Annotated in this window: 21 protein-coding genes; 15 read left to right on the forward strand and 6 right to left on the reverse strand. The window is 68.5% G+C overall.

Annotation, left to right across the window (positions count from 1 at the left end):
- The first annotated feature begins 359 nt into the window (after positions 1–359).
- From yajC to ACWH43_RS10910, 5 genes are all read left to right on the forward strand, one after another.
- Complete coding sequence (yajC, locus tag ACWH43_RS10890; RefSeq protein ID WP_158446563.1) at positions 360–686, forward strand: preprotein translocase subunit YajC; 327 nt, start codon at positions 360–362, stop codon at positions 684–686.
- Positions 687–755: 69 nt separating this feature from the next.
- Complete coding sequence (gene secD / locus ACWH43_RS10895; protein WP_158446564.1) at positions 756–2,366, forward strand: protein translocase subunit SecD; 1,611 nt, start codon at positions 756–758, stop codon at positions 2,364–2,366.
- Between the two features lie 89 nt (positions 2,367–2,455).
- Positions 2,456–3,409, forward strand: coding sequence for a protein translocase subunit SecF (gene secF, locus ACWH43_RS10900; protein ID WP_158446569.1), 954 nt, complete (start codon positions 2,456–2,458; stop codon positions 3,407–3,409).
- A gap of 12 nt (positions 3,410–3,421) precedes the next feature.
- Positions 3,422–3,799, forward strand: a complete 378-nt coding sequence (locus ACWH43_RS10905) for an Mth938-like domain-containing protein (protein WP_260349410.1) — start codon at positions 3,422–3,424, stop codon at positions 3,797–3,799.
- Positions 3,800–3,893: 94 nt separating this feature from the next.
- Positions 3,894–4,802, forward strand: coding sequence for a phytoene/squalene synthase family protein (locus ACWH43_RS10910; RefSeq protein WP_158446565.1), 909 nt, complete (start codon positions 3,894–3,896; stop codon positions 4,800–4,802).
- A 21-nt stretch (positions 4,803–4,823) separates the two neighbouring features.
- Here the strand turns inward: ACWH43_RS10910 and ACWH43_RS10915 are convergent, their stop codons facing one another.
- The 4 genes from ACWH43_RS10915 to ACWH43_RS10930 all read right to left on the reverse strand — a co-directional run bounded on the left by ACWH43_RS10915 (position 4,824) and on the right by ACWH43_RS10930 (position 11,056).
- Positions 4,824–6,137, reverse strand: coding sequence for an MFS transporter (locus tag ACWH43_RS10915; RefSeq protein ID WP_158446566.1), 1,314 nt, complete (start codon positions 6,135–6,137; stop codon positions 4,824–4,826).
- Between the two features lie 101 nt (positions 6,138–6,238).
- Positions 6,239–7,630 (reverse strand): methylenetetrahydrofolate--tRNA-(uracil(54)-C(5))-methyltransferase (FADH(2)-oxidizing) TrmFO, encoded by a 1,392-nt coding sequence (trmFO, locus tag ACWH43_RS10920; RefSeq protein WP_158446567.1) that lies wholly within the window; start codon positions 7,628–7,630, stop codon positions 6,239–6,241.
- A gap of 378 nt (positions 7,631–8,008) precedes the next feature.
- Entirely contained in the window at positions 8,009–8,164 is a 156-nt protein-coding gene (locus ACWH43_RS10925) for a DUF1127 domain-containing protein (protein WP_081925531.1), read from the reverse strand.
- A gap of 501 nt (positions 8,165–8,665) precedes the next feature.
- Positions 8,666–11,056: a heavy metal translocating P-type ATPase gene (locus tag ACWH43_RS10930; protein ID WP_448153462.1), complete on the reverse strand. Its 2,391-nt coding sequence runs from the start codon at positions 11,054–11,056 to the stop codon at positions 8,666–8,668.
- A 141-nt stretch (positions 11,057–11,197) separates the two neighbouring features.
- Between ACWH43_RS10930 and ACWH43_RS10935 the strand changes: the two genes are divergently transcribed.
- Positions 11,198–11,980: an enoyl-CoA hydratase/isomerase family protein gene (locus ACWH43_RS10935; RefSeq protein WP_158445658.1), complete on the forward strand. Its 783-nt coding sequence runs from the start codon at positions 11,198–11,200 to the stop codon at positions 11,978–11,980.
- A gap of 24 nt (positions 11,981–12,004) precedes the next feature.
- On the opposite strand, the gene ACWH43_RS10940 is transcribed toward ACWH43_RS10935, so the two are convergent.
- A complete protein-coding gene (locus tag ACWH43_RS10940; RefSeq protein WP_158445659.1) occupies positions 12,005–13,330 on the reverse strand; it encodes an MFS transporter in 1,326 nt (441 codons plus the stop codon).
- Between the two features lie 179 nt (positions 13,331–13,509).
- Here ACWH43_RS10940 and cyoA point away from each other — a divergent pair, with 179 nt between their 5' ends.
- The 5 genes from cyoA to ACWH43_RS10965 all read left to right on the forward strand — a co-directional run bounded on the left by cyoA (position 13,510) and on the right by ACWH43_RS10965 (position 18,560).
- Positions 13,510–14,592 carry a ubiquinol oxidase subunit II gene (gene cyoA / locus ACWH43_RS10945; protein WP_158445660.1) on the forward strand — a complete coding sequence of 361 codons (1,083 nt, stop codon included), beginning with the start codon at positions 13,510–13,512 and terminating at the stop codon, positions 14,590–14,592.
- Between the two features lie 173 nt (positions 14,593–14,765).
- Positions 14,766–16,766, forward strand: a complete 2,001-nt coding sequence (cyoB, locus tag ACWH43_RS10950) for a cytochrome o ubiquinol oxidase subunit I (RefSeq protein ID WP_158445661.1) — start codon at positions 14,766–14,768, stop codon at positions 16,764–16,766.
- A 9-nt stretch (positions 16,767–16,775) separates the two neighbouring features.
- Entirely contained in the window at positions 16,776–17,408 is a 633-nt protein-coding gene (gene cyoC / locus ACWH43_RS10955; protein WP_158445678.1) for a cytochrome o ubiquinol oxidase subunit III, read from the forward strand.
- Positions 17,405–17,788 (forward strand): cytochrome o ubiquinol oxidase subunit IV, encoded by a 384-nt coding sequence (gene cyoD / locus ACWH43_RS10960; protein WP_158445662.1) that lies wholly within the window; start codon positions 17,405–17,407, stop codon positions 17,786–17,788. Before cyoC ends, cyoD begins: the two co-directional genes overlap by 4 nt.
- 52 nt (positions 17,789–17,840) lie before the next feature.
- On the forward strand, positions 17,841–18,560 hold the full coding sequence (locus tag ACWH43_RS10965) for an SURF1 family protein (RefSeq protein ID WP_377785392.1): 720 nt from the start codon (positions 17,841–17,843) through the stop codon (positions 18,558–18,560).
- Between the two features lie 174 nt (positions 18,561–18,734).
- Here the strand turns inward: ACWH43_RS10965 and ACWH43_RS10970 are convergent, their stop codons facing one another.
- Complete coding sequence (locus ACWH43_RS10970) at positions 18,735–20,114, reverse strand: M20/M25/M40 family metallo-hydrolase (protein ID WP_158445663.1); 1,380 nt, start codon at positions 20,112–20,114, stop codon at positions 18,735–18,737.
- A 163-nt stretch (positions 20,115–20,277) separates the two neighbouring features.
- On the opposite strand from ACWH43_RS10970, the gene ACWH43_RS10975 reads away from it, so the two are divergent.
- The 4 genes from ACWH43_RS10975 (at position 20,278) to ACWH43_RS10990 (ending at position 24,983) form a co-directional block, all read left to right on the forward strand.
- Positions 20,278–21,432 carry an ABC transporter substrate-binding protein gene (locus ACWH43_RS10975; RefSeq protein ID WP_158445664.1) on the forward strand — a complete coding sequence of 385 codons (1,155 nt, stop codon included), beginning with the start codon at positions 20,278–20,280 and terminating at the stop codon, positions 21,430–21,432.
- Between the two features lie 179 nt (positions 21,433–21,611).
- On the forward strand, positions 21,612–22,487 hold the full coding sequence (locus ACWH43_RS10980) for a branched-chain amino acid ABC transporter permease (protein ID WP_158445665.1): 876 nt from the start codon (positions 21,612–21,614) through the stop codon (positions 22,485–22,487).
- The gene (locus ACWH43_RS10985; protein ID WP_158445666.1) at positions 22,484–24,265 is read left to right on the forward strand and encodes a branched-chain amino acid ABC transporter ATP-binding protein/permease; all 1,782 of its coding nucleotides are present in this window, start codon (positions 22,484–22,486) and stop codon (positions 24,263–24,265) included. The genes ACWH43_RS10980 and ACWH43_RS10985 overlap by 4 nt, the downstream gene beginning before the upstream one ends.
- Positions 24,252–24,983, forward strand: a complete 732-nt coding sequence (locus ACWH43_RS10990) for an ABC transporter ATP-binding protein (RefSeq protein ID WP_158445667.1) — start codon at positions 24,252–24,254, stop codon at positions 24,981–24,983. The genes ACWH43_RS10985 and ACWH43_RS10990 overlap by 14 nt, the downstream gene beginning before the upstream one ends.
- The last annotated feature ends 24 nt before the right edge of the window (positions 24,984–25,007 follow it).

Consider the following 25,007-nt stretch of genomic DNA (forward strand, 5'->3'; position numbering starts at 1 on the left):
CGTCCGGTACGGTTGTGTGCCTAGCTAAACCGCTTCGCGCGATCTTGCGCAAGGGCATTGCGCGAATGGCGGCAAGCTCATAGGTGAGGAACGCGTCGGCGCGAGCGGGCGTGTCCGATTGATTTCATGGCGTTGCCGACTATAGTCCGCGCGATTTTCCCGGCGGAGCACGCGCCGATCAGGTTGCAGCGCAATCCGGTCGGGCCTCGCGTTCTCCGGCCTTGAATTGAGAGGCGGAGTCTCCGGCCGGGTCGAAACGACCTGGCCGGGCTCGGCTCCGTCGATGGTCTTGCCGTGTCTTTGGACGGCGTGTCTTGCGGCCCGGCGGCATCCTGCCGCCGTACCAGAGGAGTGTTTTCGTGATCACCCCCGCTTTCGCCCAGGCGACAGGAGCCGGCGGCGGCGCCGACATGCTGATCCAGTTGGTGCCCTTCCTCCTGATCTTCGTCATCATGTGGTTCCTGATCATCCGGCCGCAGCAGCGCCGGGCCAAGTCGCATCAGGAGATGATCAAGAACGTGCGCCGCGGCGACACCATCGTCACCTCGGGCGGCCTGGTCGCGAAGGTGTCGAAGGTGGTCGACGACGGCGAGGTCGAGGCCGAGATCGCCGAGGGCGTGCGCGTGCGCATCGTGCGCGGCATGATCCAGGACGTCCGCTCCAAGACCGAGCCGGTCAAGAACTAAGACGACGTCGACCGCGACGACGGCCGGCTTCCGCGCGGAGCCGGCGCCACAAAAAGGCTGTTCACGCAGATGCTTCGCCTCCAGGCCCGCAAGGTCATCCTCGTCCTGCTCGTGCTGATCTTCGGTTGCGGGCTCGCCGTGCCGAACCTGTTCTCGCCCGAAACGCGCAAGGCGATCGAGGACAACGCCCCGTCCTGGATTCCGCGCCTGCTGCTGCCGATCCATGCGGTGGTGCTCGGCCTCGACCTGCAGGGCGGCTCGCACGTCCTGCTCGAGATCGACCGGGCCGACCTCGTCCGCAGCCAGGTGACGCAATTGCGCGATGATGTCCGCCGCATCCTGCGCGAGGAGCGCGTCAGCCTCCAGGGCGGCATCCAGACCACCCAGCGCGGCGTGCAGATGCGCATCGCCGATGCGGCCGAGCGCGAGCGCGTGCTGCCGAAGCTGCGCGAGCTCGCCCAGCCGGTCGGCACGCTCGGCGCCTTCGGCCCCTCGGGCAACCAGTCGATCGCCATCACCGAGCAGCCGGACGGCCTCGTCCAGCTCGCCGTGACCGAGGCCGGCTCGAACGAGCGCATCCGCCGCGCCGTCGAGCAGGCGATGGAGGTGCTGCGCCGGCGCGTCGACGCGCTCGGCACCACCGAGCCGAACATCCAGCGCCAGGGCCTCGACCGCATCCTGGTCCAGGTGCCGGGCCTGCAGGATTCGCAGCGCCTGAAGGAGATCCTCGGCGACACCGCCAAGCTGGAGTTCCGCCTGCTCGGCGACGCCAACAGCACCGATGTCGACATGCTGCCCTCGCAGGATTCCGGCGGCCAGCCGGTTCCGGTGCTGCGCCAGCCGGTCGTCGACGGCGCCGATCTCGTCGACGCGCAGCCCTCCTTCGATTCGCGCACCGGCCAGCCGATCGTGAATTTCCGTTTCAACATCCGCGGCGCGCAGCGCTTCGGCCAGATCACCACCGAGAATCTGGGCCGGCCGCTCGCCATCGTGCTCGACAACAAGGTGATCTCCTCGCCGGTCATCCAGTCGCCGATCACCGGCGGCTCGGGCCAGATCTCCGGCAATTTCACCGTGCAGCAGGTCAACAACCTGGCGATCCTGCTGCGCGCCGGCGCGCTGCCGGCCAAGATGACCATCGTCGAGGAGCGCACCGTCGGCCCCGGCCTCGGCGCCGACTCGATCCATGCCGGCAAGCTCGCAACCCTGATCGCCGGCGTGTTCGTGGTGCTCTACATGCTCGCGAGCTACGGCGTCTTCGGGCTGATCGCCAGCGTCGCGCTCTTCGTCCATGTCTGCCTGATCTTCGGCCTGATGTCGCTGATCGGGGCGACGATGACGCTGCCCGGCATCGCCGGCATCGTGCTCACCATCGGCACGGCGGTCGACTCCAACGTGCTGATCTACGAGCGCATGCGCGAGGAGGAGCATCAGGGCCGCTCGCTGATCTCCGCGATCGAGGCCGGCTTCCAGCGCGCCTTCGCCACCATCATCGACTCCAACGTCACCATGCTGATCGCGGCGGTGGCGCTGTTCGCGCTGGGCTCGGGCCCGGTGCGCGGCTTCGCGGTGGTGTTCATCCTCGGCATCCTGACCACGGTCATCACCGCGGTGACGCTGACGCGGATGCTGATCGCCGTCTGGTATCGCTGGGCCAAGCCCAAGCATCTTCCGTTCTGACGCTGCCAACCATTGTTTGATCGCATTTTCTTCACGCGAACCGGCATCCACTTCGCTTGAAAATGCTCGAGAGGAAATTGGCCATGCGCCTGCGCCTGCTTCGCATCGTTCCCGACAATACCCGCTTCAAATTCGTCTGGTTCCGCCGGTTCAGCTATCCGCTCTCGGCCGCCTATTCGATCCTGGTGCTCGCGCTCTTCCTGACGGTCGGCCTGAATTTCGGCATCGACTTCAAGGGCGGCACGCTGATCGAGATGCAGGCCAAGGCCGGCCGGATCGAGATCGCGCAGGTGCGCCAGACCGCCAACGCGCTCGGCTTCGGCGAGGCGGAGGTGCAGGAATTCGGCGACGGCACCGAACTGTCGATGCGCTTCCCGCTCCAGGCGGGCGGTGAGGCGGCGCAGCAGAGCGTGGTCAGCAAGGCGCGCGAGGCCTTCGCCTCGACCTACGAGTTCCGCCGCATCGAGACGGTCGGCCCGCGCGTCTCGGGCGAGTTGGTGCAGGCCGGCGCGCTCGGCGTCGTGCTCGCGATCACCGGCGTGCTGATCTATCTCTGGTTCCGCTTCGAGATGCCGCTCGCCATCGGCGCGATCCTCGGCACGCTGCACGACATCGTGCTGACCATGGGCTTCTTCCTGATCTCGCGGCTCGAATTCAACCTGACCTCGATCGCGGCGATCCTGACCATCGTCGGCTATTCGCTGAACGAGACGGTGGTGGTGTTCGACCGCACGCGCGAATTGCTGCGCCGCTACAAGACCATGCCGATCCCGGAACTGCTCGACCTCTCGGTCAACTCGACCCTGTCGCGCACGGCGATGACGGCGACGACGACCTTCCTGTCGCTGCTGGCGCTGGTCATCTTCGGCGGTTCGGCGATCGAGGGCTTCGCGCTGGTCATGCTGTTCGGCGTCGTGGTCTGCACCTATTCGGCGATGTTCATCTCGACGCCGGTGCTGCTCTACATGGACGTCCGCGGCCAGGGCCAGCGCGAGGAGGCCCGCGAGAAGGCGCTCGCCGGCGCCAAGGCGAAGGCCGGTTGAGGCGAGGCGCCGGTGGCCCGTTTCGACGGCTTCGTCCCCGGGCGCTGGCCGCTCGACGCGATCGGGGCGGGCGGCTTCCGCTTCGCCGAGATGAGCCACAAGGGCTCGATCCTCGTGACGCCGTCCGGGATCCGCATCTGGCCGGTCGCGCAATTCTCCGAGGTGACGCTCGCGAGCCTCCAGCCGGTGCTCGACGAGGCCGAGGCGATCGATTTCCTGATCATCGGCACCGGGGCGGACATCGCCTTCGTCCCGCCGGCCCTGCGCGAACCGCTGAAACGGGCCGGGATCACCGTGGAAGGCATGGCGACGGGCGCCGCGGCGCGAACCTACAACGTCCTCGTCGGCGAGGACCGGCGGGTGGCGGCGGCCCTGATCGCGATTCCCTGAGCCGCCCGGCTGCGACGTTTTGGCCGCCCTGTATCGCGGGCATGGCAGCGGCGCGGGCATTGGCCTAGACTGAGGCGCGAAAGCGAGGCCGGAGATGACGGGCCGGAGCGGAACCACACCGCGGGTAGAGACGGATCGGCGCGGCGAGACGGTGCCCACGCGCCTGCCGGAAGCCTATGCGCATTGCGCCGCGCTGGTCCGCGAGCAGGATCAGGACCGCTACATCGCGACGCTCTATGCGCCGGAGGCGCGCCGCCACGGGCTCTTCGCGCTCTATGCCTTCAGCCAGGAGATCGCGCGGGTGAGGGCGCTGGTCAGCGAGCCGCTGCCGGGCGAGGTCCGGCTGCAATGGTGGCGCGACCTGCTCGAGGGCCAGCCGAACGGCGAGGCCCAGGGGCACCCCGTCGCCGCCGCGCTGCTCGACACGGTGAAGCGCTACCGCCTGCCGATCGCGCCGCTGACCGGGCTGATCGACGCCCGCACCTTCGATCTCTACGACGACCCGATGCCGTCGCTGCGGGATCTGGAAGGCTATGCGGGGGAGACGTCGAGCGCGCTGATCCGGCTCGCCTGCATCGTGCTGGCGGGCGGGCGCGATCCGGGCGGGGCGACGGCCTGCGGCCATGCCGGCGTCGCCTATGCCCTGGCCGGGCTGATGCGCGCCTTCCCCTGGCATGCGGCGGAGGGGCAAGTCTATCTGCCCGCCGACATCCTCGCCCGCAACGGCGTCACCCGCGACGACATCGTCAGCGGGCGCGGCGGGCCGGGCGTGCTCTACAGCCTGAAGGAGCTGCGCGAGATCGCGCGCAACCATCTCCGCAAGCTCCTGAGCCTGAGCGAGACGATCCCGCCGGCCCTGAAGCCCGCCTTCCTGCCGGTCGCGCTGGTCGAGCCCTATCTGCGCCAGATGGAGGGCACGGGCTACGATCCCTACCGGACGATCGTCACCCTGCCGGGCTGGCGCCGGCAGTGGATCCTGTGGCGGGCCGCGCGGACGCGCTGAACGCCGGCGCGGCCCTCTCCGTCAGATATGGACGGAACGGTGCCTGACGATGAGGATCGCCGCGATCGAGAGCACGCAGCAGCCCAGGATGTAGAGCGAGACATAGCCCGGCCTGCCGCCGGCCGCGCCGACCAGCGCCTGCGCGATGAAGGGCGTCGGCCCCGCCACCAGCACGCCGTTGAGCTCGCGCGACATCGCCAGCCCCGAGAAGCGGTAGCGCGTCGGGAAGAGGTTGGCGAGGAAGGCGCCCTGCGCGCCCGAGGTGGCGCCGAAGCCGAGCCCGTAGCCGAGCGCGATGCCGACCGTCGACCACAGCAGGCTGCCGGTGTCGAACAGCCAGAACAGCGGGAAGGCCATGACGCCGATCACGACCGCGCCGAGGATGTAGACGGCGGCGGCGCCGATCCTGTCCGCGAGCACGCCCATGAAGCCGACGCCGACGATGCCGAACAGCGAGCCGATCGTGACCGCGACCAGCCCGTCGGTCCGGCTCATGCCGACCGTGTTGATCATGTAGCTGAGCGAGAAGGCGCTGAGGATATAGGCGTTGGCGTTGTGGGCCGTCACCGACAGGAAGCCGAAGAGAACCTCCTTCGGGCTTTCGCGGAAGAGCTGGCCGAGCGGGACCGACTGCTCGTGGCGGCGTTCCTCGGCGCGGGCCATCGCCTCGACATATTCGGGCGTCTCGTCGAGATGCCGGCGGATGTAGAGCGCGACGAAGAACAGCACGCCCGAGATCAGGAACGGGACGCGCCAGGCCCAGCCGAGCAGCACCTGCTCGGGCAGGTAGGAGATGGTCAGGAAGGAGAGCGTCGCCAGCATGATGCCGACCAGCGTCGCGGCGTTGGGCAGGCCGGTATAGAAGGCGCGCTTCTCGGGCGGGGCGTATTCGGCCACCAGCACGATCGCGCCGGCGAGCTCCGCGCCGGCGCCGAAGCCCTGGATCAGTCGCATCAGCACCAGCAGAATCGGCGCCATGATGCCGATGGTCTCGTAGGTCGGCAGCAGGCCCATCAGCACGGTGGCGAGGCCCATCAGTGCGATGGTGAGGATCAGCGCCGGCTTGCGGCCGAACCTGTCGCCGATATGCGAGATCACGATGCCGCCGACGGGACGGGCGAAATAGCCGACCGCGAAGGTGGCGAAGGCGGCGAGGACGCCGGCATTCGGCGCCAGGTTGGGGAAGAACAGCTTGTTGATGATGACGCCGGAAGCCGCGCCGTAGAGCGCGTAGTCATACCATTCGATCACGGTCCCGACCGTGGCGGCGGTGACGGCCTTTCGGATATTCGCCTGGCTGGCCTGGGCGGGCGGGGTGGCAGTGGCTGCGGTCATGCGCGGAGCGCCTCCGGTCTCTCAAACGATTTAGGCGGGGGAGGTTATCGCAGGCCGCCGGCGGAGGTTATGGGCGTGGCGGCATGGCGCCATGCGCCGGCTCAGGCCGGCGCGCCGATCCACGCCTCCATCGCGCGCTTGGCGCGGGCGGTCAGCGCCTGCTTGCGGGCGAGGCTCCTGGCCGGGCCCTTGAGGCGCTTGCCGTCGGGGCCGGTGCTGGCGACGCCCTCGATCGGCGGGAACAGGCCGAAATTGATGTTCATCGGCTGGAAGGAGCGCGGCCCCTCGTCGATGGTGACGATGTGGCCGCCGGTGATGTGGTTGACCAGGGCGCCAAGCGCGGTGGCGGCGGGCGGCAGCGGCAGCTCCCGGCCGAGCCGCTCGGCCGCGGCCAACCGGCCGGCGAGCAGGCCGATGGCGGCGCTCTCGACATAGCCCTCGCAGCCGGTGATCTGGCCGGCGAAGCGCAGCCGCGGGGCCGCCTTCAGCCGCAGCCTCTCGTCGAGAAGCTTCGGCGAGTTGAGATAGGTGTTGCGGTGGATGCCGCCGAGCCGGGCGAATTCGGCGTTTTGCAGGCCCGGAATCATCCGGAAGATGCGGGACTGCTCGCCATATTTCAGCTTGGTCTGGAAGCCGGTCATGTTGAACAGCGTGCCGAGCGCGTTGTCCTGCCGGAGCTGTACCACGGCATAGGGCTTCACGGTGGGGTTGTGCCTGTTGGTCAGGCCGACCGGCTTCATCGGCCCCCAGCGCAGGGTCTCGCGGCCGCGCTCGGCCATGACCTCGATCGGCAGGCAGCCGTCGAAATAGGGCGTGCCTTCCCACTCCTTGAATTCGGTCTTCTCGGCGGCGAGCAGCGCGTCGACGAAGGCCTCGTACTGGTCGCGGTCGAGCGGGCAGTTGATGTAGTCGGCGCCGCTGCCGCCCGGCCCGGCCTTGTCGTAGCGCGACTGGAACCAGGCGGTCTCCATGTCGACCGAATCGAAATGGACGATCGGGGCGATGGCGTCGAAGAAGGCGAGCGAGCTTTCGCCGGTCAGCGACAGGATGCCCTGCGCCAGCGCCGCGGAGGTGAGCGGCCCGGTCGCGACGACGACGCTGTCCCACTCCGCCGGCGGCAGGCCGGCGATCTCGCCGCGCGCGATCGTCACCAGCGGATGGGTCTCGAGCGCGGCCGTGACGCCTTGCGAGAAGCCGTCGCGGTCGACGGCGAGGGCGCCGCCGGCCGGAACCTGATGGGCGTCGCCCTTGGCCATGATCAGCGAGCCGAGGCGGCGCATCTCCCAGTGGAGCTGGCCGACGGCGTTGCTCTCGGCATCGTCCGAGCGGAAGGAGTTGGAGCAGACGAGCTCCGCCAGCCCTTCGGTCTGGTGGGCGTCGGTGCCGCGGACCGGGCGCATCTCATGGATGACGACGGGGACGCCGGCCTCGGCGACCTGCCAGGCGGCTTCGGAGCCGGCGAGACCGCCGCCGATGACATGAACGGGTTCCATGGCTGGGGATGTGTCCGCAGCCTGCTGTCAGGTCAAGGGCTGAATCGGGTTCGCCCTGATCGCATCCGGCACGGCGTCATCGCGAAGGGCGAAGCGGCGACGCCATCGAGGCGGATCGGGCGAGAGGTCGCCAGCCCCGGGCGGCATCGCGGAGCCTGCCCCTGGGCTTGGGGAAGGCAAGAGTGGGAGTAGGCTAGAGGCAGGCAAGACCCGAGGGCTCGCAACGACGGGAAGAACGGAGCCCGGAATGCAAAATGCCCGCCGTGAGGCGGGCATTCGCTCTTCGACCGAAGCTCGAGGGGAGGGGAAACACGAGCCTCGGGAGAAACGACACGGAACGCGCCGCGCCCGATGCGCGGCTGTTCTGATTCAGAGACTTCAGGCCGCGGCGTGCGAGCGGGCGATGAAGTTGATCTCCGAGCGCGACAGGCCGAGATCGTCGAGCTCGCGGTCGGTCAGGCGGGAGAGCTCGCGGACGGTCTCGCGATAGCGGAGGTAGGCGCGGATTTTGGCGGCGATCATGGTGACGAACATGGCGGTTTTCCTTGCGTATGGTCCGGAGCGGGACGGTGCCCACAGCGACAATCTCGTTGTGCACTGCATATAAGCGAGGCAGGCCGCTTCAAACAGAGGCTCCAGTTCAGCTCTGTTATGCGTTGTAGGCATGAACCTTTCGTTCACCAGTTGATTTGGAGGGGGAGTCCCGCGCTGAGCGCGGTTCTTGTTTCAAATGCAACCGATTCCTGCCTATTTAGTCATCATTTTGGTGGGCGCTAGCGGGCGCATTTCGTGCTGTGGCTTTAAAATAGGCATGTTGCAACTGCTCACTGATGCGCCGCAGCCGCAGGGTTGGTTTTGCGGTGCGAAATCGGCCCCAAGCCATCATCCGGCCGTATTCGCAGCCCCAGCCGGCAGGCGCGCCCGGCGCGATTCAGCCGGAGCGCTTTGTCGGGGTTTCTTGCCGTGCGGGTGGGGGCGGAGCCCCGGAGACGGCGTTGCGGAAGCTCCCGCGCCCGGCGCCCCGGCGCGCCGGGCTCAGGCAGGCTTGCCCGCGTCGAAGCGCAGCAGGCGAAGCGCGTTGGCCGTGACCAGCACCGTCGCGCCGGTATCGGCGAGGATGGCGACCCAGAGCCCGGTATAGCCGAGCACGCTGGTCACCAGGAACACCGCCTTGAGGCCGAGCGCGATCGCGATGTTCGCGCGGATATTGCCCATGGCGGCGCGGGCGAGCCGGATCAGCGCCGGCACGTCGCTCACCCGGCTCTTCAGCACGGCGCCGTCAGCCGTCTCCAGCGCGACATCGGTGCCCGAGCCCATGGCGATGCCGATGCCGGCGGCCGCCAGGGCCGGGGCGTCGTTGATGCCGTCGCCCACCATCATCACCGTCGTGCCGGCGCCGAGCTGCTTCAGGGCCGCGACCTTGCCGTCGGGCATCAATTCGGCCTGGTGCTCCATGCCGAGCGCGTCGGCGATGGCGGCGGCGGTGCGGGCGTTGTCGCCGGTCAGCATGGTCGCGCGGACGCCCATCGCCCTGAGCTCCGCCATGGCGGCGGCGGCATCCTCGCGCGGCTCGTCGCGCAGCGCGATCAGCCCGGCCAGCGTGCCGTCGACGATCACGGCGGCGACGGTCTTGCCGGCCAATTCCAGCGATTCGACGGCCGAATCGGCGCCGCGATCGAAGGGCGCGCGGGAGGTGGCGTGGCGCGGGGCGCCGACGAAGACCGTGCGGCCATCGACCTTGCCGGTGACGCCCTGGCCGGCGAGCGCCGCCGCCTCCGCCGCCGGGACGAAGGCGACGGCGTCGGCGCGGGCGCGCTCGAGCACGGCCTCGGCCAGCGGATGGGCCGAGCCGGCCTCGACCGCGGCGGCGAGCGCCAGGACCTCGCGCCCGTCGCGGCCCAACGCGACGATGTCGGTGACGCGCGGCCGGCCCCGGGTGAGGGTGCCGGTCTTGTCGAAGGCGACGAGCCCGGTGCGGGCGGCGGTCTCGATGACGACGCCGCCCTTCATCAGCAGGCCCTGGCGCGCGCCGGCCGAGAGCGCGGCGGCGATGGCGGCGGGGACGGAGATGACCAGCGCGCAGGGGCAGCCGATCAGCAGCAGCGCCAGCGCCCGGTAGATCCAGACCGACCATTCGCCGGCGAAGAGCAGCGGCGGCACCAGCGCGACCGCCAGGGCGAGCCCGACGATCGCCGGCATGTACCAGCGCGAGAAGCGGTCGATGAAGCGCTCGGTCGGGGCGCGGGCCTCCTGCGCCTCCTCGACCAGGCGGATGATCCGGGCGATGGTGTTGTCCTGCGCCGCCTTCTCGACGCGGATGCGCAGCGCCGCCTCGCGGTTGACCGAGCCCGCATAGACCGGCTCGCCGACGCCCTTGGTCTTGGGTACGGATTCGCCGGTCACCGGGCTCTCGTCGATGCCGGAGGTGCCGTCGGTGATCTCGCCATCGGCCGGGATGCGGTCGCCGGGGCGCACCAGCACGATCTGGCCGATCGACAGGCCGGCGGCATCGACCTGCCGGCCGATGCCGTTCTCCTCGACGATGGCCGTCTTCGGCACCAGCGCGCCGAGCGCCCGGATCGAGGCGCGGGCGCGGTCGGCCGCCACGCCTTCCAGGACCTCGCCGACCGCGAAGAGGAAGACGACCAGCGCCGCCTCCTCGGCGGCGCCGATGAAGAGCGCGCCGATGGCGGCGATCGTCATCAGCATCTCGATGGTGAAGGGGATGCCGGCGCGCGCCGCCGCGAAGGCCCGCTTCGCCACCGGCGCGACGCCGATCAGGCAGGCGACGAGGAAGGCCCAGTAGGCGATGTCGTGCCGGACCGCGCCGACGATCCAGGCAGCGGCGAGCAGGGCGCCCGTCACCAGAACCAGCCGGCCCTTTCCGGTCCGGTACCAGCGCGCGCCCTCCGGCGCGGCCTCGTGGACATGACCCGGCAGGCCGTGGCCGCGATCGGCCTCGCCGCCGCCGGCGGCCTTGCCGCTCTTGCGGGCGGCATGGTCATGCCCGGCGTGATCGTGGCCGGGATCGGCCCGGTGGTGCTCGCGGCCATGGCTCTCGGCGTGCCCAGCGCAACAGGCGCCTCCCTGCGGCTCCGCGGCGTGGCCCGGAGCATGGCCGCGATGGTCGTGACCATGTCCGCCGCAGCAGGGGCCTGCCTCGGCCGCCGGCTTCGCGACGGGCGCCTGGGCCAGCGCCGCGGTGGTATAGCCGAGGCCGTTGACGCGCTTCTCGACCGTCGCGGCGCTGGTCTGCGTCTCGTCGAGCAGCAGGGTCAGCGTCTCCGACATCACCGAGAGCCTGACGTCGCCGACGCCCGGCAGGCGCTCCACCGCGCCGCGGATCTTGGTGGCGCAGCTCGCGCAATCCATGCCGCCGACCTTCCAGGACAAGGTCTTCGGTGCGGATTCGGTGCTGGTCGACATGGCGAGTCTCCGTCTGCCTTGGCTACGGGACTCGGCTTCTACAAGCTCTAGCGACTTCAGGTTCAAGCGAAAAATTCGCCTTGCCATTCGCCGTCCGCGCGGCTCCGTTCACAGGCGAGTCGCGCGAAGCTGGGGCAGGGGATGGATTCGGAGATTCTGTATGCGGTCGAGGACGGGGTCGGCACCGTCACCTTCAACCGCCCGCAGGCGCGCAACGCGCTGACCTACGCCATGTATGAGGGGCTGGCCGCGATCTGCCGCGACCCGGCCGCCCATGGCGACCCACGCGTCATCGTCGTGACCGGCGCCGGCGAGAAGGCTTTCGCCTCCGGCACCGACATCGCGCAGTTCCGCGCCTTTTCGGGCGCCGCGGACGCGCTGGCCTATGAGGAGCGGATCGAGGCCGTGCTCGATTCGATCGAGCGCTGCCCGGTGCCGACGATCGCCGCGGTCTCGGGCGCGGTGACGGGGGGCGGCGCCTTTCTCGCGCTCGCCTGCGACCTGCGGATCGCGTCGACGACGGCGCGCTTCGGCTTCCCGATCGCGCGGACCCTGGGCAACTGCCTGTCGATGGCGAATTACGCCCGGCTCTATGCCCTGCTCGGTCCGGCGCTGGTGAAGGACATCGTCTTCACCGCCCGGCTCGTCGAGGCGCAGGAGGGGCACCGGGTCGGGCTCTACAGCGAATTGCTGCCAGACCATGCCGCGCTGATGCGGCGGGCGGCGGAGCTCGCCCGGACCATCGCCGGCCACGCGCCGCTGACGATGCGCGCCACCAAGGAGGCGATGCGGAGGCTGACGGCCGCGGCGGCGAAGGACGTCGCCAGCGACGACCTCGTCACGCTCTGCAACACCAGCGAGGATTTCCGCGAGGGCATGGAGGCCTTCCTGGCCAAGCGCCGCCCGGTCTGGCGGGGGCGCTGAGCCCGGTGCCGGCGAAAGGCCCGCTCAGCCGTAGCGGGCTTCGAGCCGGCGGTCCATCCAGAGCGCGACCAGCGTGCAGACCGCGCCCGACAGCAGGTAGAGCCCGACCCAGGCGAGGCCGAGCTTGCTGGAGAGCGTCAGCGCCACCAGCGGCGCGAAGCCGGCGCCGATCAGCCAGGCGAGGTCGGAGGTGAGGGCCGCGCCGGTATAGCGGTATTCCCGGCCGAAGCTCGAGGCCACGGCGCCCGCCGTCTGGCCGTAGGACAGGCCGAGCAGGCCGAAGCCGATGATGACGTAGACCGTCTGCCCGGCGAGGCTGTCGCCGAAGAGCAGCGGCGCGATGATGCTGCTCAGGCTGAACAGCCCGATCATCAGCCCGGAGAGGACCAGCGTCCGCCGCCGCCCGATCTGGTCGGCGATCAGGCCCGAGGTCATGATCGCGCCGGCGCAGACGACGGCGCCGGCGCCCTGCACGATCAGGAACTCCGCCACCGAGCGGTTGGTGAAGAGGTTGATCCAGCTCACCGGGAAGATGGTGACGAGGTGGAACAGAGCGAAGCTCGCCAGCGGCACGAAGGCGCCGAGGACGAGCGTGCTGGCGCGCTTGCGGATGAGCTGGTTCACCGGAATCGGCATCAGCTCGCGGGTTTCCATGAGCTGGGCGAATTCCTGCGTCGCGACCATGCGCAGGCGGGCGAACAGCGCCACGACGTTGATCGTCAGCGCCACGAAGAAGGGATAGCGCCAGCCCCAGCCGAGGAAATCCTCGGTCGAGAGCGCGCCCTCGAAGAAGGCGAACAGGCCGGCGGCGAGGATGAAGCCGATCGGCGCGCCGAGCTGCGGCAGCATGGCGTACCAGCCGCGCCGCGCCGCAGGCGCGTTGAGGGCGAGCAGCGAGGACAGCCCGTCCCAGGCGCCGCCGAGCGCGATGCCCTGCAACAGGCGGAAGGCCGCCAGGATGATGCCGGACCAGATGCCGATCGTCTCGTAGCCGGGGAGGAAGGCGATCGCGGCGGTCGAGCCGCCGAGCAGGAACAGCGCGGCGGTGAGCTTGGTGGCGCGGCCATAGATCCGGTCGATCGTCATGAACAGCACGGAGCCGATCGGGCGCGTCAGGAAGGCGAGGGCGAAGATGCCGAAGGAATAGATCGTCCCGGTCAGCGGATCGGCGAAGGGAAAGACGAGCTGCGGGAAGACCAGCACGCAGCCCAGGCCGAAGACGAAGAAGTCGAAATATTCGGAGGTGCGGCCGATGATGACGCCGATCGCGATCTCGCCGGGGGTGACATGATCCCGGCCGTGCTCGTCCGTCAGGTGGTTCGATGCCGGGCTTGCCGCATGGGCGCTCATTCGGGGGCTTCCTCGTTCGCGCGGAAAAGGGATAACATTCCCCGGCTCCGGACGCCATGGATGCGGCGGATAAAAGCGGACTACCCGGCCTCTGCCAATGGGACATCGTGTCCTATGTGCAGTGCAAAAGAATACGATAGACAGAGCGGCAACTTTCCGGTCACGGAGGGCTTGGTCTCTTGAGAAATCGTCGTTTTCTGGCAGTGCTGCCGTTCTTGCCCCTGCTCGGCGGCTGCCAGGCGGTGCTGCTCTCCCCCTCCGGGGATGTTGCGCTGCAGCAGCGCAATCTAATGCTGATCTCGACGGCGCTGATGCTGACGATCATCATCCCGGTGATGGCGCTGACGGTGTATTTCGCCTGGCGCTACCGGGCTTCGGCCAAGGCCGAATACGACCCCGACTGGAACCATTCGCTGCCGCTCGAGGTGGTGATCTGGGCGGTGCCGCTGCTGATCATCGTCATCCTCGGCGCGCTGACCTGGATGGGCACGCATCTGCTCGACCCCTACCGGCCGCTCAACCGGATCAGCGCCGCGACGCCGATCGCGACGGCGCAGGCGGGGAGCACGCAGATGCGCAAGGAGCCGCTGGTCATCCAGGTCGTGGCGCTCGACTGGAAATGGCTGTTCATCTACCCGCAGCAGAGCATCGCCTCGGTCAACGAGGCGGTGGTGCCGGTGAACCAGCCGGTCGAGTTCCGCATCACCGCCTCCTCGGTGATGAACTCGCTCTTCATCCCCGCGCTCGCCGGCCAGATCTACGCGATGCCCGGCATGCAGACCAAGCTCAACGCCGTCATCAACCATCCCGGCGATTTCGAGGGGTTCTCGGCGAATTACAGCGGCGAGGGCTTCTCCGGCATGCGCTTCCGCTTCCGCGGCCTCGAGGGCAACGGCTTCGAGGACTGGGTGAAGGCGGCGCAGGCCAAGGGCGACAAGCTCGGCCGCGAGGAATATCTCGTGCTGGAGCGGCCGAGCGAGCGCGAGCCCGCCCGCCAGTTCGGCAGCGTCGCCCCCGATCTCTACGACGCCATCCTCAACATGTGCGTCGACCGCGCCAAGATGTGCATGCGCGACATGATGGCGATGGACGCCAAGGGCGGCGGCGGCAGGGAGGGTATCTCCACCGTCATGGCGCTCGAATACGACAAGTCGGTGCGCCGGGGCGGCGCGCCCCTGCCGCCGCGTCCCTTCGTTACCGCGATCTGCACGCCGGCGGATGTCTACGGCAAGGGCGGCGTCACCGCCCGGGCCGCGAACTGAGCCACGAACTCAACGGCCGCCCGGCCAAGCCGAGAGCAGGATGCGCTAAAGTGGATATCGGTTTTCACGAGAATCCTGCTCTAACTGTTTGATAAGAGACGGATTCAGGCTTCAGATGGAAACACCCTCCGTTTCCGTCTGACGTCATCCGGCTCTAGCGATCCGAGGAAGCCATGAATTCCTATCCCGACTGGTGGAAGCTCGTGTTCGGACGCTTCACGCTCGAAGCGATCCCCTATCACGAGCCCATCCTGGTCGCGACCTTCGCAGGCGTCGTGATCGGCGGCCTCGCGGTCATCGCCCTGATCACCCGGCTGAAGGCCTGGGGCTATCTCTGGAACGAGTGGTTCACCAGCGTCGACCACAAGAAGATCGGCATCATGTACATGGTGCTCGGCGTCGTCATGCTGCTGCGCGGCTTCGCCGATGCGCTGATGATGCGCGGCCAGCAGGCGATCGCCTTCGGCGCCAATGAGGGCTATCTGCCGCCGCACCATTACGACCAGATCTTCACGGCGCATGGCGTGATCATGATCTTCTTCGTGGCGATGCCGCTGGTCACCGGGCTGATGAACTATGTCGTGCCGCTGCAGATCGGCGCGCGCGACGTCGCCTTCCCCTTCCTCAACAATTTCTCGTTCTGGATGACCGTCGGCGGCGTCGTGCTGGTGATGGCCTCGCTCTTCGTCGGCGAGTTCGCCAAGGTCGGCTGGCTGGCCTATCCGCCGCTCTCGGGGGCCGCCTACTCGCCCGGGGTGGGCATGGACTACTATCTATGGGCGCTCCAGATCGCGGGCGTCGGCACGACGCTCTCGGGCATCAACCTGATCGCGACGATCGTGAAGATGCGCGCGCCCGGCATGGACATGATGAAGATGCCGGTCTTCACCTGGACGGCGCTGTGCACCAACGTGCTGATCGTGGCGAGCTTCCCGATCCTGGCCGGCACGCTCGCGCTGCTGACGCTCGACCGCTATGTCGGCACCAACTTCTTCACGAACGATCTCGGCGGCAACCCGATGATGTACGTGAACCTGATCTGGATCTGGGGCCACCCGGAGGTCTACATCCTGATCCTGCCCTGCTTCGGCATCTATTCCGAGATCGCCTCGACCTTCGCCGGCAAGAAGCTCTTCGGCTACACCTCGATGGTCTATGCGACGGTGGTGATCACCATCCTGTCCTACCTGGTCTGGCTGCACCATTTCTTCACGATGGGCTCGGGCGCCAGCGTGAACTCCTTCTTCGGCATCACGACGATGATCATTTCGATCCCGACGGGCGCCAAGATCTTCAACTGGCTGTTCACGATGTATCGCGGGCGCATCCGCTTCGAGTTGCCGATGATGTGGCTGATCGCCTTCATGCTGACCTTCGTCATCGGCGGCATGACCGGCGTGATGCTGGCGGTGCCGCCGGCCGACTTCATCCTGCACAACAGCCTGTTCCTGATCGCGCATTTCCACAACGTGATCATCGGCGGCGTGGTCTTCGGCGCCTTCGCCGGCATCACCTACTGGTTCCCGAAGGCCTTCGGCTTCAAGCTCGACGAGTTCTGGGGCAAGCTCTCCTTCTGGTTCTGGGTGATCGGCTTCTACGTCGCCTTCATGCCGCTCTACGTGCTCGGCCTGATGGGCGTGACCCGGCGCCTCAACCATTTCGAGGATCCGTCGCTGCAGATCTGGTTCATGATCGCGGCCTTCGGCGCGGTGCTGATCGCGTTCGGCATCCTGTGCTTCCTGATCCAGATCGCCGTCAGCATCCTGCACCGCGACCGGCTGCGCGACCTCACCGGCGATCCCTGGGACGGGCGCACGCTGGAATGGTCGACCTCCTCGCCGCCGCCGGCCTACAACTTCGCCTTCACCCCGGTCGTCCATGACCACGACGCCTGGGCCGACATGAAGAAGCGCGGCTACCGGCGCCCGCTCGGCGGATTCAGGCCGATCCACATGCCGCGGAACACCGGCGCCGGCCTGATCATCTCCGCTCTCGCGACGATCTGCGGCTTCGCGCTGGTCTGGTATGTCTGGTGGCTGGCGGCGCTGAGCTTCGCGGCGGTGATCGTCACGGCGATCGCCCATACCTTCAACTACGACCGGGACTTCCACATTCCGGCCGAGACGGTCCTGCGCGAGGAGAATGCGCGCACCGAACAGCTCGCGCGGGCCTGAGGGATGACGATGACGACGGCGACGGCGACGGCGCAACAGGCCGACACCCCGGTCTTCCACGTCACGGATGACGAGCACGAGCACTCCGGCGGCTCGACCATGCTCGGCTTCTGGATGTACCTGATGAGCGACTGCCTGGTCTTCGCAGTCCTCTTCGCGACCTATGGCGTGCTCGGGCGCAGCTATGCGGCCGGGCCTTCCGGGGCCGACCTGTTCGACCTCAAGCTGGTGGCGGTCAACACCGCCATGCTGCTGTTCTCCTCGATCACCTACGGCTTCGCCATGCTGGCGATGGAGAAGGGGCGGCAGGCGGCGGTGCAGGGCTGGCTGATTGTGACCGGGCTGTTCGGCCTCGCCTTCATCGGGATCGAGCTCTACGAGTTCCACCACATGATCCTGGAGGGCGCGACGCCGATGCGCAGCGCCTTCCTGTCCTCCTTCTTCACGCTGGTCGGCACGCACGGGCTGCATGTCAGCTTCGGCCTGATCTGGCTGACGGTGCTGATGGTGCAGGTGTCGCAGCGCGGCTTGATCGAGGCCAATCGCCGCCGGCTGATGTGCCTCTCCATGTTCTGGCACTTCCTCGACGTCATCTGGATCGGCGTCTTCACCTTCGTCTATCTGATGGGCGTGCTGAAATGAGCGGATCGCAGAACCATTCGGGCGAGCATGGCGCCGAGCGCGGCGAGCACGGCGCCTCGCATGCGACGCTGCGCGGCTATCTCACCGGCTTCGTCCTCGCCGCCATCCTGACGGCGATCCCGTTCTGGCTGGTCATGGCCGACGTGCTCGGCAACGCGACCACCACGGCGATCGTCATCATGGCCTTCGCCGCCGTGCAGATCGTCGTCCACATGGTCTACTTCCTGCACATGGATTCGCGCTCGGAAGGCGGCTGGACGATGATGGCGCTGATCTTCACCATCGTCATCGTGGTGATCGCCCTCTCGGGCTCGCTCTGGGTGATGTACCACCTCAACGTCAACATGATGCCGATGGCGCCCGGCGACCATCCGATGTGAGGAGGCCGCCTTGGCCTCACCGCCGCGAGCGCGGGTCGAGGCGGGGAGGGCTGTGCCCGCCCGCCGCCTCGCTCTGCTGAGCCTGACCGGGCTGCTCGCCATCGTCTTCGTCGGGCTCGGGATCTGGCAGGTCGAGCGGCGGCGCTGGAAGCTCGACCTGATCGCGCGGGTCGAGGCCCGCATCCACGCGCCGGCGCGGCCGGCCCCGGGGCCCGAGCAATGGGCCGGCTTCGATGCCGCCGATGCCGAATACAGCAAGGTCGCGCTCGAAGGGCGATATCTCCCCGGCCCGGAGACGCTGGTGAAGGCGGTGACGGAGAAGGGGCCGGGCTTCTGGGTGCTGGCGCCGTTCCGCAGCGCCCGCGGCTTCACGGTCCTGGTCAATCGCGGCTTCGTGCCGGAGGGGCGGCGCGACCCGTCGCAGCGCAGCGACGCGGTCGCGCGCGGCGAGGCCCGGCTTGCGGGATTGCTGCGGCTGAGCGAACCCGGCGGCGGCTTCCTGCGCAGCAACGATCCGGCGGGAGGGCGCTGGTATTCGCGCGACGTCGCGGCGATCGCGCAGGCACGGGGGCTGGGCGACGTCGCGCCCTATTTCGTCGATGCCGATGCGGCCTCCGAACCGGGGCCGCTGCCGCTGGGCGGGCTGACGGTGGTCAGCTTCCGCAACACCCATCTCGTCTATGCGCTGACCTGGTTCTGCCTGGCCGGAATGAGCGCCTGGGCGGGGTTCCATGTCCTGCGCCGGCGCGAGGACGAGCGGGCGGCCTCCTGACGTCGCCTCCGGAAGGCCGGCTCGGCACCGCCGGTCATCCCGGACAAGCCGCGGCGGCGGCGCCGATCCGGGACCCATGCCGGAACCGTTCCCCCATGGATCCCGGGTCTCGCTGCGCTCGCCAGGGATGGGCGCGCATCTCCGCGCGCCGCCGTGGCGGTGGATGGCCGCGCGTCAGGCCGGCTGCCGCATCTGCCCGAGCTCGTGCAGCAGGGCGGCGCCCGTCCGCACCCCGCTGTGGAAGCAGTCCAGCGTCATGTTCTCGTTCGGCGCATGGTTGGCCTCGTCATGGTTGGCATAGGGCGTGACGAAGGCCGGGATGCCGAGGATCTTGGTGAAGACGTAGTTCGGCAGGCTGCCGAAGCCGGCCGGGATCAGGAGCGGCTCCTCGCCATGGGCCGCGAGGAAGGCGCGGCGCAGCGGGGCGGTGTAGGGCGAGGCGATCGGCGTCTTCGAGGGCTGCATGCCGGTCTCGACGACGATGAACTCGACCTCCGGCGCATGCTTCTCGACATGCGCCCGGACCTTACTCAGCACGTCCTCCGGGTCCTGCGCCTCGACCAGGCGGATGTCGCATTTCACCAGCGCCTCGCTGGGCAGGACGGTCTTGGTGCCCGGGCCGCCATAGCCGCCATGGAAGCCGTTGATGGTCAGGGTCGGCTGGAAGCAGAGGCGATCGTAGAAGGGGCGCTCGAGCGGGGCGTCGAGCCGGGCGAGGCCCAGGCCCTGCTTGAAGGCCTCGATGTCGAGCGGCAGGCGCTTGATCGCCTCGATATCCTCGGGTGTCGGCGGCTGCACGTCGTCGTGCAGCCCCGCGATGGTGATCTCGCCGGTGGCGTTCTTCATCGTCGCGAGCAGATGGACCAGCGTCCAGATCGGGTTCGGCACGACGCCGCCGAAATTGCCGGAATGGACGTCGCGGCCGGCATGGCGGCAGCGCAGGTCGAAGGAGACGACGCCGCGCGAGCCGAACTTGATGGTCGGCGCGCCGCTGGCGTGGCGCGGCCCGTCTGCGGTGACGGCGAGATCGGCCTTCAGCAGCCCGGCATTGGCGCGCACGAAATCGGCGATATGCGGGCTGCCGATCTCCTCCTCGCCTTCCAGCAGCAGGATGACGTTGCAGGGCAGTTCGCCATGGACCCTGAGATGCGATTCGATCGCCAGGATCTGGGCGAAGTGCTGGCCCTTGTTGTCGCCGACGCCGCGGGCATAGAGGCGCCCGTCGCGGACCGTCGGCTCGAAGGGCGGCGAGAGCCATTTGTCGAGCGGGTCGGCCGGCTGCACGTCGTAATGGCCGTAGAGCAGCACGGTCGGCTTGCCCGGCGCCTTCTCCCAGCGCGCGACCACCATCGGGTGCCCCGCCGTCGCGACCAGGCTGGTCTCGAGCCCGATCCCGGTCAGCATCTCGCGCAGCAGATTCGCGACCTCGGCGATTCCGAGGTTCTCCGCGCTGATGCTGGGGTGGCGCAGATAGTCGATCAGGCGATCGAGGAAAACGGGCCGGTTTGCTTCGATATGGTCGAGAACCGGGGTCAAAGCGCCAGAGGAAGCCATGGAAATCTGCCTGGGAGGTTGGAGGAAACGTCGCGGAATCCGGCCGGGCGGCTCATACTAAAGGATAAGGCTCTGTGGTGTTTTGCCGCCGGCATACAGGATACACAATAGCCGAAAGCGGGCTTCAAGACCCAATCTAATCCATTGAAACGGGAGGACATCCATGCATTTGACCCGTCGCGGGTTCACGACCGCGCTCGCCGGCACGATTGCCGCGCCGGCCGTTCTTCGCAGCGCCTACGCCCAGGGCGCGACGGTCAAGATCGGCATGGTCATGCCGATGACCGGGGCTGCGGCCGAGTCGGGCTCCTTCGCCCAGACCGGCGCCAAGATCGCGCTGGAGCAGGTCAACAAGGCCGGCGGCGTCCTCGGCAAGCCGCTCGAGCTGGTCTACGAGGACGACCAGACCACCAATCCCGGCGCGGTGCTCGCCTTCTCCAAGCTCGCCAGCCAGTCCGACATCGTCGCCTTCCTCGGCTCGATCCGCTCGACGCAGATGCACGCCATGGCGCCGGACATGCTCAAGGCCGGCAAGCCGGTCGGCTTCGGCGGCACCGACCCGAACCTGACCAAGCTCGGCAATCCCTGGCTCTTCCGCTTCCGCCCGAACGATTCCTATTCCGGCCGCGTGATCGCGCAATACGGCGCCAAGGAGCTCGGCAAGAAGAAATGGGCGATCGTCCATTCGACCGACGCCTTCGGCACCGCCGGCGCCAAGGCGCTGGAGGAGGCGCTGCCCGACAACGGCTCGACGCTCGCGCTGAAGCAGGGCTACGCCAACCAGAGCCAGGACTTCACGCCGGTCGTGCTGGCGGTGCGCCAGTCCGGCGCCGACATCCTCGGCACCTATTTCACCTTCGAGACCGATCTCGGCATCTTCGCCCGGCAATTGCGCCAGCTCGGGGTGAACATCCCCTGGGTCGGCTCGCCCTCGATCGTCAACGTCTCGGCGCTGAAGCTCGCCGGGCCGGCGCTCTACAACACCTTCGGCGTCGCCGACTATGCCGAGGATTCGAGCGATGCCTCGAAGGCCTTCGGCAAGGCCTATCGCGACATCCGCAAGGTCGCGCCGGACAACCAGTCCTCCTGGACCTACGACGCCGTGACCTGCCTGGCGATGGCGATGAACAAGGCCGGCTCCACCGACCCGAACAAGGTGCGCGAGGCGATGCTGGCGATCCGCGGCCACAAGGGCGCCGAGGGCGAATACAACTTCGACAAGAACGGCGACGGCCTGCACGGCTACAACATCGTCAAGAACGAGAAGGGCGAGATCAAGTTCGACAAGCGGATCGACTTTCCGCCGAATCTGGGCTGATCGCCGCCGGGTGCCGGCTCTCCGTCCCGCGGGCCGGCCTTCCGTTCAGCGTTGCCCGCATCCGTGGATTCGCGGATGCGGGCAACGCCCGCACATCCCGTACCCCGCCTTCCGAGGGCCGGCGGCCGTTGCCGCCCGCCGCGAGGGAATGATCGGCTCCATGCAAGCGCGGTAGACAGATGGATCTCGTACTTCAGCTTCTTTTCACCGGAATCGGCATCGGTTCGGTCTATGCGCTGGTGGCGCTGGGCTTCGTGCTGATCTTCCGGGCGACGAATGTCGTGAACTTCGCCCAGGGCGAGTTCTCGATGGTCGCGGCCTTCCTGATGGTCGTCTTCTCGGTCAAGATCGGGCTGCCCTACTGGGTCGCCTTCATCATCGCCCTGATCTGCATGGCGGGGCTCGGCGCGGTCTTCAACCTGGCGGTCTACTACCCGCTACGGCACCGGACCTATCTGCCGGTGATCATCTCGACCATCGGCGCCTCGATCTTCATCGCCAACACCACGCTCGCGATCCACGGGCCGGAGCCGGAGGTGCTGTCCGGCTGGTTCGACACGCCCGGCTTCATGCTCGGGCCGGTCTATTTCGACAACCAGTACGTGCTGATCATCGTCGTCACGGCGCTGCTGGTGGCGCTGCAATACTGGTTCTTCGAGCATACGCTGCTCGGCAAGAAGCTGCAGGCGACCTCGCAGGACAAGGAGATGGCGGCGCTGCTCGGCATCCCCGTCGCCGTGATGATCATGATCACCTTCGTCTATTCGGCGGTGATCGGCGGCATCGCCGGCATCCTGGTCGCGCCGGTTCTGTTCGTCTCGATCGGCATGGGCGCGACGATCGCGCTCAAGGCCTTCGCGGCAACCATCATCGGCGGCTTCGGCGAGGTGACCGGGGCGATCATCGGCGGGCTGGCGCTCGGCGTCATCGAGACCTTCGGCGCGGCCTATATCTCCGTGCCCTACAAGGACGGCTTCGCCTTCCTGGTGCTGATCGCCTTCCTGATCTTCCGGCCGCAGGGCATCTTCGGCGAGCGCGTGGCGGAAAAAGCATGAGCAGCAGCGAAACCACCGCCTCCGCCGGCGCGATCCGGCCCCGCCTGCGCTGGGGCGTCCCGGCCTATCTCCTGCTCGTCCTGGCGGCGATGGCGCTCGCCATCGTGGTGCCCAAGACCGGCTATGTGCTCAACATCTCGCTGCAGGCGACGACCTACGCCATCGCCGTGCTCGGCCTGACGGTGGTGCTCGGGCTCTGCGGCCAGATCAACCTGGCCCAGGCCGCCTTCTTCGGCCTCGGCGCCTATGCGGTCGGCATCGGCCAGACCGAGCATGGGCTGAACTTCTGGGCCTGCCTGCTGATCGGGACCGGCGTCGCCGCCGGCTTCGGCGCGCTGCTCGGCGCCTCGACGCTTCGCCTCGGCGGCCACTACCTCGCCATGGTCACGATCTCCTTCCAGCAGATCGTGACGCTGGTGCTGATCAACTGGATCCCGGTGACCAAGGGGCCGGACGGCGTGCGCGCCATCCCGCGGCCGGGCTTCCTCGCCGATGGCTCGACCTATCTCGCCTTCTGCATCGCCGTGCTCGCCGCCGTCGGCTTCCTGGTCTGGCGGCTGCGCGATTCGCGCCTCGGCCGGGCGATGCGGGCGGTGCGCGACAACGAGCTCGCGGCCGGCGTCGCCGGCATCGACGTCTACCGGACCAAGGTCACCGCCTTCGCGCTCTCCGCCATCCTCGGCGGCGTCGGCGGCGGGCTGTTCGCCGGCGGCTTCTCCTATGTCAGCCCGGACCAGTTCTCCTTCGCGGAATCGGTGGTGTTCCTGACCATGGTGCTGCTCGGCGGCGCGGCGTCGCCCGTCGGCGCCGTGATCGGCACGGGGCTGCTGATCCTGATCCCGGAATGGCTGCGCTTCCTGAAGAGCATCCCGGGCCTCTACCTCGCCATCTACGGCGCGGCGGTGATCCTGATCATGGTGTTCATGCCGGACGGGATCTGGGGCTTCCTGCGCGGGCGGCTCGACCGTCTGAAGCGGGCCGTCCTGCCGGTCCGCTCGGGCGGGGCCCTGCAGCTCTCGGGCGGCGGGCAGGGGGCCGACACGGTGCTCGAGGTGCGCGGACTCTCCAAGCATTTCGGCGGGCTGAAGGCGGTCGACGAGGTCGACCTGACGATCAGGCGCGGCGGCGTGCATGCGCTGATCGGCCCGAACGGCTCGGGCAAGACCACGACGCTGAACGTGCTCTCCGGCCTCTACAAGGCGACGGCCGGCAGCATCGTGCTCGACGGGCGCGACATCACCAACCTGCCGCCGCATGCCCGCACGCAGGCGGGGCTCGGCCGCACCTTCCAGAACATCCGGCTCTGGCGCTCGATGACGGCGCTGGAGAACGTGATGGTCGGGGCCGAGCGGCCGGGCAGCCCGGCCGGCAGCGACCCGGCCGCGCTGATGGCGCGGGCGCGGGCGGCGCTGGCCTTCGTCGAGCTGGAGGACCGGGCCGACGAGGTGGTGGCGAGCTTCTCCTACGGCCACCAGCGGGCGGTCGAGATCGCCCGCGCGCTCGCCGGCGACCCGGCGCTGCTCCTGCTCGACGAGCCGGGGGCGGGGCTCAACTCCTCCGAGAAGGTCGAATTGCGCAACCTGCTGAAGCGCATCTCGGCCCGCGGCCTCACCATCCTGATCATCGATCACGACATGACGCTGGTGAGCGAGGTCGCCCAGCACATCACCGTGCTGAACTTCGGCCGCCGCATCGCGGACGGCTATTCGGCCGACGTGCTGAAGCATCCCGACGTGATCGCGGCCTATCTGGGAGCGGCGCCCGATGTCCCTGCTTGAACTCAAATCCGTCGTGGTCCGCTATGGCGAGGTCGAGGCCGTCGACGGAATCTCGCTCGTCGTCGAGGCGGGCGAGGTCGTCACCCTGCTCGGCTCGAACGGAGCCGGCAAATCGACGACGCTGCGCGCCATCTCGGGGCTGGTGAAGCCGGCCTCCGGCGACATCCTGTTCGAGGGCCAGTCCATCCTCGGCCTGCGGCCCGAGGAGATCGTCCGGCGCGGCATCGCCCATGTGCCGGAGGGCCGCCGCGTCTTCCCGGGCCTGAGCGTGCGCGAGAACATCATGCTCGGCGCCTCGAACCGGAGCGGGCTGCGGAAGGCGCAGATCAGGCGGGAGGCGGACGAGATGTTCGATCTCTTCCCCGATATCCGCCGCTTCGCCGACGCGCTCGGCTGGACGCTCTCCGGCGGCCAGCAGCAGATGGTGGCGGTGGCGCGCGGCCTGATGGCGAAGCCGCGTATCCTGCTGCTCGACGAGCCCTCGCTCGGCCTGGCGCCGGTGATCGTGCAGGCCGTCTTCGCGATCATCGCCGAGATCCGGCGGCGCGGCACCACCGTGCTCCTGGTCGAGCAGAACGCCCGGATGGGCCTCTCCGTCGCCGATCGCGGCTATGTGCTCGAGACCGGCAAGCTCGTGCTCTCCGGCACGCCGGACCAGCTCTGGTCGAACGAGGAGATCCGCGCGGCCTATCTCGGCGGCAGGACCGCCGCGGCCTGAGCCGCGGAGGCCGGTCGCGATGAA

The sequence above is a fragment of the Allobosea minatitlanensis genome, from assembly GCF_964020775.1.